The sequence below is a fragment of the Vibrio sp. BS-M-Sm-2 genome (assembly GCF_041504345.1).
GTDB classification, from domain to species: domain Bacteria; phylum Pseudomonadota; class Gammaproteobacteria; order Enterobacterales; family Vibrionaceae; genus Vibrio; species Vibrio satsumensis.
Window position 1 is genome coordinate 1697421 of the sequence record NZ_CP167895.1, and the last position, 13448, is coordinate 1710868.

Genomic DNA, 13448 nt, shown 5'->3' on the forward strand with positions numbered 1-13448 from the left:
TCAAATACGATATATCATAAGGCTCGTATCATGACTCAACTGATTGTTTTAGGTAGCGTTAACGCTGACCACGTACTGCAAGTTCCTTCGTTCCCTCGTCCGGGTGAAACCTTGATTGGCGGTAACTATCAGGTCATTCCTGGCGGTAAAGGCGCAAACCAAGCGGTCGCGGCTGCGCGATTAAACGCAGATATCGGCTTTATCGCTTGTGTCGGTGACGACCCATTTGGCATCAACATCCGTCAAGATTTCGCCAAAGACGGCATCAACATCGACGGTGTTATCGTTGCAGACAACACCCCGACTGGCATTGCGATGATCCAAGTATCCTCAACAGGTGAAAACAGCATTTGTCTTTCAGCTGAAGCCAACAACAAGCTGACTTGCGATCAAATCGAACCACATCTAGAGAAAATTCGTGGTGCTAAGTACCTGCTGACTCAACTTGAAACACCGATTGAAGGCATTGAATACGCAGCAAAAGTGGCAAAAGAAAGCGGAACTCGCGTCATTCTAAACCCTGCACCTGCTCGCCCACTATCGGATACCTTGTTAGCGTGTGTTGATGTGATTACACCTAACGAAACCGAAGCGGAAGTTCTGACTGGCATTACCGTGACAGACAATGAATCGGCTCACCAAGCTGCTTTGGCTCTGCACGCTAAAGGCATCGAGACGGTAATGATCACGCTTGGCGCTAAAGGTGTTTGGGTAAGTAAAAACGGTGAAGGTGAATTGATCGCAGGCTTCCGCGTAGAAGCAACAGACACCACCGCAGCCGGAGACACCTTCAACGGCGCGTTAGTGACAGGCTTACTTGAAGATATGCCATTAGAACGAGCGATTAAGTTTGCTCACGCTGCGGCGGCAATTTCAGTGACTCGTTTTGGTGCTCAAACCTCTATTCCAAGCCGTGCTGAAACAGACGTGTTTTTAGCAGAACGTTTATCGGCTTAGTCGTTAGTTTTCAAACTAGAAATAACTAAGCATAAGCCCCTGTTTTCAGGCAGAATATCGCGCAGCGTGGCAAGTTACTCCCACAAGGATTTTTTATGGCAACAATGAAAGACATCGCTCGGCTAGCAAAGGTTTCAACTTCAACCGTTAGCCATGTGATCAACAAGTCACGTTTTGTCAGTGAAGAGATAGCTGAGCGTGTTAACAGTGCGGCTAAAGAACTCAACTACGCGCCTTCTGCATTAGCTCGTAGCTTGAAAATGAAGCAAACCAAAACTTTGGGCATGTTAGTTACTACCTCGACCAACCCATTCTTTGGTGAAGTAGTGAAAGGGGTTGAACGTCGTTGCTACGAAAAAGGCTACAACCTCATATTATGTAACACCGAAGGCGACAGCGAGCGTATGAAATCGTCTATCGATACTTTGCTGCAAAAGCGTGTCGATGGCTTAATGCTGATGTGTTCAACCCTTGAAGGTGAACATATCGATGTGTTTGAACGTTACCCAGAACTGCCAGTTGTGGTTATGGACTGGGGCCCTATGCTGTTTGCCAGCGACAAGATCCAAGATAACTCGCATCAAGGTGGCTACATGGCAACGAAGCATCTAATCGATAATGGCCATTCTCAGATTGGTTGTATCACAGGCCCACTGCACCGCAACCAAGCTTCGTCTCGTTATCAAGGCTTCAAGCAAGCGATGGAAGAAGCAAATTTAGAGATCAACCCTAATTGGATTGTAGAATCGAACTTCGAATGTGATGGCGGCTTTGATTCTTACCAAACATTGAAAGCGCGTGGTGGAATGCCTAGCGCACTGTTTGTTAGCAATGACATGATGGCAATGGGTGTGATTCATGCGGCGGCGCAAGATGGCACATCGATTCCGAATGATCTGTCTATTATTGGCTACGATGACATCCACCTGTCGAAGTACATGACACCGGCGTTAAGCACTGTCCACCAGCCAAAACATCGTTTGGGTAAAGCCGCTGTAGACACGCTATTAAACCGACTCGAAACACCGGATGCGTATCCTCAAGTTGTTGAACTGGAACCGACGTTAGTGGAACGAAGCAGCGTAAAAGCAATATAGCGCTCTTTCAACAGACCAAAGCAGCAGACTAAAACAACAAAGGGGCAAGGTTATCTAACCTTGCCCCTTTTCGATCCTACGCCATTCTAACGACTCAACGCAGACGTTATCTGCTCTATTTCTTCTAACACATCAACGCCGTTATATTGAGGAGCAAGAGATAGGTCTTGAATGCTCACCGTTTCAACCGACTGTTTATCCGAACATTGAAGTACTAAGTCTCCCTTTGGTGAATAAACTCGGCTTCCACCACGGTACGTTGCGGTAAACGCATCAACCACATCTTGCCCAACACGGTTACACGTTACAATGTGGCAACCTTCTTCTAATGCCCTCGCCTGCCCAATGGCAAAACTGTGGTGACCACCAAAGTTGGCTGGATGAAGAATAACGTCGACCGACTGATAAGATCTCATGATCTCTGGGAACCAAATATCGAAGCAAATCGCGACACCAAACTTTAAGCCTTTGTGCTCAAACATTAGGTGTTCATCCCCTCTCGAGAAATACTGCTTATCGAATTTGGTTTGACTGACTTTTCGGTATTTATGGCGTAGCCCCGTTCCATCAATAACAGCAACGCTATTGTAATATTGACCTTGGTCTTCCTCTGCAATACCAGCAACAATCAAGGTTTCATGCTTTGCTGATAATCGCGACAAAGAATCAATAGTCTGGCTATTGGCGAAGTTTTCACTCAGCTCATGAACTTCTGACGCTTGGTTAAAGATGTAACCCGTAGAGAACAATTCTGGTAGCAAAGTAATGTCACCGACAGAGGCTTGAGAATCTAAAAGATCCGAAACCAGAGCGAGGTTTTTCTGTTTGTTTTTGTATTCAACTTCAAGCTGAACAAGAGTGATACTGACATCATTCAAAATCGAATCCTTACTGGGTAACACAAATCAGACGCAGAGTAAGGGAATCCCCCTTCTCTTTCCTGCTTCAAGCCAAATCGTTGAAGCAAGCGCACACTCTCAAGGCTGTTTGGCTTATCTAATCCACCAACTTAGGTTCAGGTAATACAGGTGGCGTGCTGTCCATGTAAGTTAAGAAGTTTTCCCACACTTCATGTGTGCGTTGCTTGGTTAGCTTAGTCTTACAAGAAAGCGCCATCAGCCCACGGATAGAACCGTCACGCCATTGGGTATACACAGAGTCACAATGCGCTGTCATATAGGCTTGCCAACTCTCCTGCGCGCTTTTGATTGAACTGACTAGCTCAGCATCATAAGAGTTGTGTTCAAAGCTGGCTGCTAAGTATTTCTCAAGCTCCAACTGCGCCGATTCAAGCTCAAGTGCGGCACAGTGATTAATCTCTAGCGTGTTCATTGCATTCTCGCAATCGACAACATCATCTGATGCTAATGCTAGCAAAGGCATAAACGTTAATAACACGATCGATAAAAGCTTTTTCATTGTCTTTTCCTATTCCCAAAGCATATATATGAGACCTATTAATGCCGCGCGTTGCGAATCTTATCTATATGAGCGGCCAATGTCCGATAGCTACGTTTGGGGTTGTAACACAAGATGACGAAGGCATATAACCACAGAGCAAGCAGCATGGAAAATAAACCCGACTGGAGACCATCTAGGTACACCTCAGGTAGCAAGTCGATGACCTTTTGATAGCGCTCAGGTGAAATGGTTGCCTTACTGCTTATCAAATCATACGTTAAGCTTGCTGGCCACATAAAACTCCAAACCAAAAACCAAGATACGCCCGCGACAGGAACTAAGCTCAGTAAAGGCTTAAGTTGCTTAACAGGAAAAATAAAATACAAAAGCATCATCAAATACAGAGCAGCCAAAAATAAACTCCACGCATTAGCATAGACTTCAAAAATCCAATAACGCTCCTCGACGTACATGATTAAGACTGCCGCTCCCAGCACACTCAGAGACAATAACTTCCCTGCATATCTCGTTCTGGAAAACCTGATGAGTACATAGCCAATCAAAAGAAGGAAGCACGAAAGCCAAGCTAGCACTTCTGGTTTGGTCTCTAAAAAGCGAGGGGCTGCGGTATTAGACAAGATAAAGATCGCGTAGGTAGGAGCAATCATTAAATACGCGATGAACACACGCACCAACATCCAAATCATATTTTTTATCATTACGCTCAAATCCACCCACTCGCGTTGTTTCAAAAATTACAGGCCTCAATTTGATACTTAAAACCCGCAACAATCTGCCTCATCAACCCCCTCAAAAGTGCTGAACAAAAAAACGACGTACTCAACCTTTGAAGCATATCTAACACTCTGATTTTTATACTAAGAGCATAAAATACGCTATTTCAATGCATAACACATGCGTACATTCACAATAATTATTATTTATCTTGCCACTCAATCGTTAAATTTATAAATTAAATTGAATGCTCATCCAATCGGTAACGCTTTTCCTACTATGGATATCAAGTACCAACATTTTGCCAAGACCACATTCTACTTTGCCATTTCTTTCATTTTGTCGATGGCATTACTCATACCTTTTACACCGTCTCATTATCATGCGTTAACCGAAAAGTCTTCACAGTTAGTAGAAACAAAGCTTCAAGAGATCCAAGCTCGATTTGGAAGCTTTCTCTCAGAGATCACGCCCGACCTTTCTTGCGATGCAATAGTGACCGAGCTTCGTCAAAATGTATTCAATGCCGATTGGGTAAAAGAAGCCGCCGTATTCAATAAATACAACCGCTTTTATTGCTCCACCACGGATGGCGATGTGTCGTTTCGCTTATATAGCACCATTCGAGAAAGGCTCAATGAAGATCCAAATTTAACCACTCTGTCTTACTCGAGTGCAGCTATTACTAAAGTACAATCCATCATGCTCATTTTCTCGAACAAAGAAGAAGCCGGGGTGAGCCTTATGATACCGCCACACTTCATCTACGACCTTGTAGAAACGAGCCTGAGTAGCCATGGTATAAACTCTAAGGTTGAAGTGATTAAAAGAGATATCCACCCTACCGATCCCGGACCATATCTCGCAGAAGTACGCATACAATCAGATGCCTACCCGTTGGCCATTACCTCCTACATCGGACACCAGTACTACATACACTTCCTCATGAGCTTTTCATGGTTTGGTTTTCTCATGGCGGGAATCACCACTATCTGCCTGCTCTCTGCTAAACACAAAAAGCAGAGCCAGCGTAGCTTAGAGTATTCACTTTCAAGCGCGCTAAAAAACAAACACCTACATGTACACATGCAACCCATCGTTAACCAAAACACCAACGAGATCGTCGGCTGTGAGTCGCTGCTCAGGTGGAACGACCCAATTGAAGGCAATGTGTCCCCTGCCATCTTCATACCGCTTGCCGAAAGCTTAGGCTTGATTGAAGAGCTGACCTACTTCGTATTACGCAAAGTCTTAATAACATTGAAAAGCAATCAAGATGTATTTGAGTCAAAGTACATTAGCGTCAACATCAGCCGAAACGTCGTGTCTAACAGTAACTTCTCTAACAAGGTGCTTAGCATATTTAAAAGACACCCTGAGATTCTCAAACAGGTGGTATTTGAAGTAACAGAGGATGGTGAATGTTCTGATGCCGACATGGTCAAAATTAGAGACAACCTAACCAAACTATCGAACATGGGCGTAAGAGTCGCGATTGATGACTTTGGTACTGGTTACGCAGGGTTAGACTTTGTCAGGCAATTCCCGTTCAGCATTCTCAAAATTGATCGTGTATTCGTGAAAAACATTTCAGACGAGTCCAGCCTTGGTATCCCTTTGCTTGAATCCATGCTGCAACTTTCTCAAACTCTGGGCATGCAAGTTATCGTTGAAGGTGTCGAGTACGAATCCCAAGTGAACATCTTGTCTAAACTGGGCGTCGATTATATTCAAGGCTTCTATTTTTATAAGCCAATGCCGATAAACCTGACCGTCAGCTTACTCAGACAGCAGCACATGACCACGAACTATAGCGATCAAATCTTGTCCACCTCAAAACCAGAATAGAAATAAGTATAAGAACCTTGTTCACGCCCCTAAAATACATGCGTGGTATCTAGATACCACGCATGTGTATGAGCGTGAGCGGTTTCTTTCAACGCTATGTTTCACTGTTTACTCATAATCAAAGCATTGCTGTTTAAGCCAATGGCCTAGAGTCTTGATTTCAAACTGCTTAGCTCTCGACTTTTTGTAGACAAAATACATATTGTCGCCCGTCGGCAAATCGTGCATTGGGATACGAACCAAGTTTTGTTGAAGATCTTGGTCGTTAAGAAAGTAGTCGTTCAGGAACGCGATACCTTGATGGTATTTCACGGCCTCGGCGGCCAGTACCATGTGACTGAACTGGCTAATTTTCACATCCTTTGGCAAGCTGAAACCACCACGTTCACACCACTGAATCCAATCTTTCGCTTCACCGCCGTCCTTGAAGATCGAACTTACTGAAAGTAACTGCTGATCCCATAGTGCCTCTGGCAAAGGTTTATCTTCGATTCTCTGCCACACCTTTTGGCTACAGAACGGATAGAGCTGCTCTTTGTATAGGAAGTCACTAACGTAGTTTTTCTTTGGCGGGTAGGCAGTGATAAAGCAGTCGGCTACTTGATCCGAAAACTCAGGCTCATCGGCCACCATACTTAACGTTAAATCAATTTCTGGATGCTGCTGGCGTAAGTTTTCGAGCCTAGGCACCAACCATTTCACCGCCAGAGAACTGTACATTGCAATCCGAATTTTGCCACTGTCACCTTCGCGGATCTGGTAGCTGGCTTGCGCGATATTCTGCAATGAATGGGACACCTCTTCATAGTAACGCTCTCCTATCGGGGTGAGCGATAAACGCCTTCCCTGACGCACAAACAAGGTTTCACCTAAGTATTCCTCCAGCAAGCGAACCTGATGACTCACCGCACTTTGAGTAACATGAAGCGCTATAGCCGCTTGAGAAAAGCTATTAAAACGAGCGACCGATTCGAAACATTGTATTGATCTCAAAGGGGGTAATTTCATTATTAGTTCAGCTCATACTAAGTGAATTTATATCATTATATATGAAACGATTTTATGCATTAAGATTACGCCATCACATTTATTCACTTTCTTTTTAACTCACACTGAACACGCGTCAGTCAATGATAGGAGCTTCTTCATGCCTACAATGTCTGTTGGAATGGCAATGAGTTTACTCATTGTCGGCAATCTCATTGCGGTTTTCTCTGATGCCTTAATTAAAACCTTGGGTGAAGACATTGCTGTGTTTCAATTTGTCTTCTTCAGACAGCTAACTGCCGTGTTAATCCTTCTGCCTTTTTGTTTTGGCGTGAGTAAAAAGAGTTTCACCGACGGGCTGAAATGGCATGCCCTGCGCGCGCACATATGGTTATTGGGGGCAATCTTTATGGTGTTTGCCATCAATGCCATGCCATTGGCCACCGCCAACGCGATTTTCTACGCCGCACCTTTGATGATGTTGCCGTTAGCCTTGGTATTTTTCAAAGAGCAACTCAACCGCTACTCAGTTGCTGCTGGAATATTCGGCTTTATGGGCGTTCTGGTTATCATTCGCCCGACAGAGATCGATTGGGCGGCCATTGCAGCGCTTATCGTGGCGTTAACCATTGCCAGTAATAACTTGTTAATTCGCAAACTTCCGAAGCATCAAACCGTGGCACAAACGTTGTTGTTAACCAATTTAGCAGGCGTTCCGGCATCACTTGGGCTCGCCATTTGGGAAGGCCGTGAATGGGATTGGTCACCACTTATCACTGCCGCAGGTTCAAGCGGCTTTATCCTCATCTACGCGGCGATATGTGTCGTCACTTACCGATCGGCAGAAAGCAATAAAATCGCCAGCGCTGAATACAGCGGCTTACTCGGTGCGGTGGGAGTTGGGTTGGTCTGGTTTGGTGAAATGCCTGATATTGCAATGGCGATTGGCACTGCGATGATCATACTGCCGCTCATCTGGCTGGCTCGAAATGAAAAGAAGCAAAGCTAACAAAGTTTATTGATACCAGACCTGAATACTAAGCCAAATGAGTAAGGTATCACTTCAGACAAGATCTTTAATTAATATGAGCGATGTGAAGCCGTAACTGTAAAAGCAACGACTTCACATCTTCGTCTCTTCGAGCAGAGCTTAAAGAGAATAAAGGGATGAACTAGTAAGCCAATTAAACTAGTTCGTCGCTTTTGAATCTGATGAATTGGCCGCTTTCGTCGCTTCTTCAGCGGTTTTCTTACCAAATACCGTATCCATCATAAAACCAATACGCTTAGATGCATCACCGAACTTGTTCGGGTTCGCTGTATATGGAACTTTAAACTCTACTTCACCGACTCTTTGCCCGTTCTGATAAGCATTGATCTCCGCTTGCTTTAAGAACAACGCTAAGTCCCAGCTCCAATGGCCTTCATACTCCAATGTTAGCTTATCAAGATCGTGCTTCGACTTATCTGGTACGACAGTGTAGGTATAATCGTTATCTTGCAGCCACGCTTCCATGGTATTCAAGAACCCTTCACGTGTTTCAGCGTCTTTAACAATAACAACATCCACTTCAGTCTTAGGTTCTGGAATCGCGCTCCCTGTGTAACGAGGGGCTCCACAACCAGCCAAAATTAAAACCGAAAGCGATAATAGTAGGTATTTTTTCACGTTATATATCCATTAACAATTAACTGCGTAAATGATACCACATCAAAAAAATGACATATTATATAAGCAAAGGTTAATCAGACATTCCTTATTACATAAGGCACTAAAAAACAACGAAAGAAAATGCGAAAGCGATGGGTCTCCTTGGAGGGACATTTAATTTCATCGCATCGTTGAGTGCATTAAAGGAATATCATGGAAAAGACACTTCAAACCAAACTGGCGACGTGCCTACTACTACTGAGAGTCGGCATTTTTATCGTCTTCTTGTTCTGGGGCTTGGATAAGATCCTTGTCCCTGAACACGCGACAAAAGTGCTGTCTGGTTTTTATGGCATCGACATCTCGAACAATGCGATGATGGCTCTGGGTGTCGCACAGCTCGGCTTTTTAGGCGCGTTCGTCGTCGGCATGTGGAAGAAGTACACCTACGGTGCCATTTTGGTCTTGCATGCAGGTTCCACCTTCGCTTCTTTCGCTAAATACATGGACCCATTCAATAACCTACTTTTCTTTGCCTCTTGGCCAATGCTCGCTGCCTGTGTCGCACTCTTCTTACTGCGCGACTACGACACTTACAGCGTTTCCAACTAACACAAAGGGCGCCTGTTGGCGCCCTGTTTGGTTGTCTTGATTCTTAAACGTTTGTTGGCTTGAGTGCCAAAGTGACACAGAATTGCTTATTGCACACTTTAAGACCATAACACCCATGTGACACTTTGACACAACAGGAGATAACATTATGGCTACTACCTTGCCTCGCATCACCGCTAGAGTTGATGTCGATACACAAGATTTACTAACTAAAGCAGCCGCGATCGCCGGCATGTCTAGTATTGACTCATTTGTACTAAGCGCTGCAGTTGAAAAAGCGAAACAAGTCATCGAACGTGAACAAACTTTAAAACTGAGCCAAGCTGATGCTATGTTGCTAATGGATGCTTTAGACCGTCCTGCAACACAGAACTCAAAACTAAAAGCAGCTTCTGAACGATACGAGAGCGTAACGCTATACAAAAGCCTCTAAAAGCCACTTTAATCACTAAAACCAACGCATCGCCAAAATGCCACGCGTTACGAATCTGTCTTAAAAGCTTTATTAGCTGAGTTTCAAAACTGGTAATACTTCAGCGGTTTCAGTATCTAGCATTTCTAAAATACTTTCAAAACCATGTATAGGAGACCAACCTAATTTCTCACGTGCGGACGACGAATCATATACGCGATCTAAGCTTTGAGGTAATTGCCAGCTTCTTTGTTGAAATGCTAGCGCGATTTCTGGGCACTTATGTGTGATAACAGCTCCAGCTTCATTATATAGAGCTTCACAATCAGAAAAATGAAAAGGCGTTGCACCTGAGATTATAAAACGATTAAAACCGCTCAAGCGTTTTTCCACAGCACATAAATGAGCATTTGCTACATCGCGAGCATCAATACCACGAGTCAGGCGAAATATAGCCATTAAATCCGCAGGCTCAGGAAAGCATCTCGACATTTGCAACACAGTCACTGGAAGCTGAAACAGATTTGAAATTTCTTCTAGCTTAGTTTCAGCCGCAATTTTACTTTTATGATAAATCGACTTGGGTTTTGGGGTAACTTCCTCATCAATCCAACCTGCAATACTTTTAGGTGTCGAGGCATAGCCGTATAACGCGGTTGTACTGGTAAAAATAAAGTGCTTAACACCTGCTTTTACGCCAGCCAAAGCCAATTTCTCAGTCGCATCTACGTTGATAGATGTAAACTCTGAATCAGGTACTAAACCAACATGAGGAGCATGAAGAGCTGCTGTATGAACGATGACATCAATATTTTCAAGAACCCCATCAATCAGAGCGCTATCACGGATATCACCAATATAATCGGCTGTTGAGCAAGGTGTTTTATCAATGCCGACTACGTCATGTGTTCGCATTAATTTAATATAAATTGCACGCCCGACCCTACCCGCAGAGCCTGTTACCAATATTCTCATTACGACACCTTACTAATGATTAACCTCAAAGCAGCTAACGCCGGATTCTTGCGAATCCCCTCATAATTAGGCATAAAAACAATGAGGTAGACGCGCATCGCCGTCTTTGATCTAATGAATATCGCTGAACACACATTTCGAACAAGTGAACTAACGATGCGCGATATTCAGATTTTACAACAAACCATACAAAACCAATGCCCCTCCATTCACAAAAAACGCGTTAGTTCTCTGATACTTGCTACAAAAAGTGTACTTGACGGCTCAGACTTGACGCTAACTAAACTAGGTCGCAAACTGGAAACTAATACCACGGTAAAACATGCGATCAAACGCGTTGATAGACTGCTTGGAAATCGCCAACTACATCGTGAAAAAGACCTAATTTATAAATGGCATGCCTACTTAATAACGGGCGCCAACTCATGCCCTGTGATCCTTGTGGATTGGTCTGATGTTCGTGAACAACTTCGTTATATGACGTTAAGAGCATCCGTTGCACTTGATGGTCGAGCCATCACAATCTTTGAACAAGTTTTTGAGTATGGCCAATATAATTCACCGAAAAGTCACCAAACATTCCTCGATAAATTGCAGAGTATTTTACCCAGTAAAACCAGTCCAATCATCGTTTCTGATGCGGGTTTTCGAAATACTTGGTTCCGACAAGTTCAAGAGAAAGGCTGGTTTTGGTTAGGTCGTGTCCGAGGTGAAGTATCAATCAAACAACCTCATAAACCTTGGGTCTCAAATAAAACCTTTTATCCAACCGCTGTCCATAAACCCAAATATCTTGGCCACTGCTTACTAGCAAAGAGATCACCGATATCTTGTGAAGCCTATGTTTATAAGGGATTAGAAAAAGGCCGAAAAGCCCAGCGCCATAGTAGAACCAGCCAAAAACACTCCGCTACACATCTCTACCAGCGCAGTGCGAAGGAGCCGTGGCTACTCGCGACGAATGTCCCTAGACATATCTTAAATGAAGTACAAATTACCAATCTGTACGCCAAGCGTATGCAGATAGAAGAGGCCTTCCGCGATCTAAAGAGTACCGCCTATGGGATCGCACTTCGTCACAACAGAACTCGTTGTACTAAACGATTAGATATCCTGCTTCTTATTGCGTTGCTCGCTGAAATCTTGATGTGGTGGAATGGCCTCATTGCAGTACAGGCCAAATGGCATTTTGACTTCCAAGCCAACAGCATTAAACACCGCCGAGTTCTCTCCATACCTCGTCTAGGGAGAGAGGTTCGAAATCATCGGCGATATCAAATTAATGAATCCCAATATCAATGGGGAATGTTCGAATATCAAAGGCTCACACACAACGCAGGACTAGGGAAATTATGAGGGGATCCGTCAGCGCCGGATTAAGGTGATGAGATGGTCTCCCCCTACCACTTCACATGACTGTAAGCCATGCTTGGAGTGTTCAGGTCCGAAGTAAAAGGAGAAGACCATGACTCAGCATAAAATCATCGGTATCGATTTAGCAAAAAATATCTTCTTTCTTTTTGAAATCAATCATAAAGGGAAGAATCTTTGCCGTAAAAAACTTCAACGAAGTAAACTACTTAGTTACATCGCCAATAAAGAACCTTGTACTATCGCCATGGAAGCTTGTTCCGGCGCACACTACTGGGCTCGTGAATTCTCTCAGTTCGGTCACGAAGTCATACTCTACGCACCCCAGCATGTGAAAACTCAAAGGCGTAAACAGAAAAACGACTATAACGATGCCGAAGCCATTGCCGAAGTCGCGCTCTACAAAAGACCTCACCCTGTGCCTCATAAATCCGTCGAGCAACAAGACATCCAATCTCTTATTCGAATGAGACGTCTGCTCGTCACTGAAAGAACTCGTATCGTTAATCAAGTGCGTGGCCTTATCTCTGAATACGGCATCATTATGCCCAAAGGAGCCGCAGCCTTCAGAAAGGCCATACCCGAAATACTCGAGAACGATGAAAACAAACTGTCTTGTATATTAAGAGAGTTGCTATCCCATCAGTACGAACGATATTTATACATCGACGAACAAGTAAAATGGTTCGACGATAAACTTAACCAAACCATCAAGCAGTTCGAAAACGCAAAGCGACTCATGTCGATTCCAGGCTTTGGGCCACTCACTAGCCAAGCCGTGGCGGTATGGCTAGGCTCTGGACAACAGTTCAAAACCGGTAGAGATGCCTCCGCCGCAATGGGGCTTGTACCAAGGCAAGATACCAGCGGCGACAAAGTCATTCTTCTAGGAATAACTAAAAGAGGCAATACGTATATCCGCTCCCTTCTCGTTCATGGAGCAAGAGCAGCGTTGAGGCGCTCCAAATTTAAATCCGATAATCTCAGTAAGTGGATGCTTGAACTCCAAGAACGACGAGGACCAAACAGAGCCGCTGTCGCTTTAGCAAACAAACTCATGCGAATAGCGTGGGCTGTTACAACTAAAAATGAAGAATACCAAGCCACACAAAGCTAGTAACAATCACCAACCCTTTGCAAAGTACGTAGTAAGATGAATAACAGGACAAATCCTACACGTTGAAAACCTTATGCTCACACTGGCTTATAAAGTCGATAAGGTGATTAGGACTTCGTGTTCGACTTCCTCATCTTGGCCAAGGCAATAGCCGTTAAACAGGCCGTATATATGGAAGTTAACCTGCGCTTTTAATCATACTGCTGACTTGCGAAACTGGGGGAGACCATATATGTGAGCAACGCAATACCGATGCCACCGCATACCACCTTAAACACTAAACGC

14 protein-coding genes are annotated in these 13448 nt (G+C 44.2%); 8 read left to right on the top strand and 6 right to left on the bottom strand.

Annotated elements, in window-relative coordinates; genetic code table 11:
- Positions 1-30 precede the first annotated feature (30 nt).
- A complete protein-coding gene (gene rbsK / locus AB8613_RS23410) occupies positions 31-957 on the top strand; it encodes a ribokinase (RefSeq protein WP_285954607.1) in 927 nt (308 codons plus the stop codon).
- 95 nt (positions 958-1052) lie between these two features.
- Positions 1053-2054 (top strand): substrate-binding domain-containing protein, encoded by a 1002-nt coding sequence (locus AB8613_RS23415; RefSeq protein WP_285954608.1) that lies wholly within the window; start codon positions 1053-1055, stop codon positions 2052-2054.
- 86 nt (positions 2055-2140) lie between these two features.
- On the opposite strand, the gene AB8613_RS23420 is transcribed toward AB8613_RS23415, so the two are convergent.
- The 3 genes from AB8613_RS23420 to AB8613_RS23430 all read right to left on the bottom strand — a co-directional run bounded on the left by AB8613_RS23420 (position 2141) and on the right by AB8613_RS23430 (position 4159).
- Positions 2141-2932 (bottom strand): carbon-nitrogen hydrolase family protein, encoded by a 792-nt coding sequence (locus tag AB8613_RS23420; RefSeq protein WP_372385151.1) that lies wholly within the window; start codon positions 2930-2932, stop codon positions 2141-2143.
- Positions 2933-3050: 118 nt separating this feature from the next.
- The gene (locus AB8613_RS23425) at positions 3051-3473 is read right to left on the bottom strand and encodes a lysozyme inhibitor LprI family protein (protein ID WP_285954610.1); all 423 of its coding nucleotides are present in this window, start codon (positions 3471-3473) and stop codon (positions 3051-3053) included.
- A gap of 38 nt (positions 3474-3511) precedes the next feature.
- Positions 3512-4159 (bottom strand): hypothetical protein, encoded by a 648-nt coding sequence (locus AB8613_RS23430; protein WP_285954673.1) that lies wholly within the window; start codon positions 4157-4159, stop codon positions 3512-3514.
- A 310-nt stretch (positions 4160-4469) separates the two neighbouring features.
- Between AB8613_RS23430 and AB8613_RS23435 the strand changes: the two genes are divergently transcribed.
- A complete protein-coding gene (locus AB8613_RS23435; RefSeq protein WP_372385152.1) occupies positions 4470-6038 on the top strand; it encodes an EAL domain-containing protein in 1569 nt (522 codons plus the stop codon).
- A gap of 108 nt (positions 6039-6146) precedes the next feature.
- Here the strand turns inward: AB8613_RS23435 and AB8613_RS23440 are convergent, their stop codons facing one another.
- Positions 6147-7046 carry a LysR substrate-binding domain-containing protein gene (locus AB8613_RS23440; protein ID WP_146490147.1) on the bottom strand — a complete coding sequence of 300 codons (900 nt, stop codon included), beginning with the start codon at positions 7044-7046 and terminating at the stop codon, positions 6147-6149.
- Between the two features lie 139 nt (positions 7047-7185).
- On the opposite strand from AB8613_RS23440, the gene AB8613_RS23445 reads away from it, so the two are divergent.
- Positions 7186-8034 (top strand): DMT family transporter, encoded by an 849-nt coding sequence (locus AB8613_RS23445; protein WP_372385153.1) that lies wholly within the window; start codon positions 7186-7188, stop codon positions 8032-8034.
- A gap of 180 nt (positions 8035-8214) precedes the next feature.
- On the opposite strand, the gene AB8613_RS23450 is transcribed toward AB8613_RS23445, so the two are convergent.
- Positions 8215-8694 carry an Sbal_3080 family lipoprotein gene (locus AB8613_RS23450; protein ID WP_243584923.1) on the bottom strand — a complete coding sequence of 160 codons (480 nt, stop codon included), beginning with the start codon at positions 8692-8694 and terminating at the stop codon, positions 8215-8217.
- 195 nt (positions 8695-8889) lie between these two features.
- On the opposite strand from AB8613_RS23450, the gene AB8613_RS23455 reads away from it, so the two are divergent.
- A complete protein-coding gene (locus tag AB8613_RS23455; RefSeq protein WP_372385154.1) occupies positions 8890-9288 on the top strand; it encodes a hypothetical protein in 399 nt (132 codons plus the stop codon).
- Positions 9289-9436: 148 nt separating this feature from the next.
- On the top strand, positions 9437-9721 hold the full coding sequence (locus AB8613_RS23460) for a DUF1778 domain-containing protein (protein ID WP_372385155.1): 285 nt from the start codon (positions 9437-9439) through the stop codon (positions 9719-9721).
- Between the two features lie 72 nt (positions 9722-9793).
- Here the strand turns inward: AB8613_RS23460 and AB8613_RS23465 are convergent, their stop codons facing one another.
- On the bottom strand, positions 9794-10675 hold the full coding sequence (locus AB8613_RS23465; RefSeq protein ID WP_372385156.1) for an NAD-dependent epimerase/dehydratase family protein: 882 nt from the start codon (positions 10673-10675) through the stop codon (positions 9794-9796).
- Positions 10676-10831: 156 nt separating this feature from the next.
- Here AB8613_RS23465 and AB8613_RS23470 point away from each other — a divergent pair, with 156 nt between their 5' ends.
- The gene (locus AB8613_RS23470) at positions 10832-12031 is read left to right on the top strand and encodes an IS4 family transposase (RefSeq protein WP_065681753.1); all 1200 of its coding nucleotides are present in this window, start codon (positions 10832-10834) and stop codon (positions 12029-12031) included.
- A gap of 109 nt (positions 12032-12140) precedes the next feature.
- Entirely contained in the window at positions 12141-13163 is a 1023-nt protein-coding gene (locus AB8613_RS23475; protein WP_372385157.1) for an IS110 family transposase, read from the top strand.
- Positions 13164-13448: the final 285 nt, after the last annotated feature.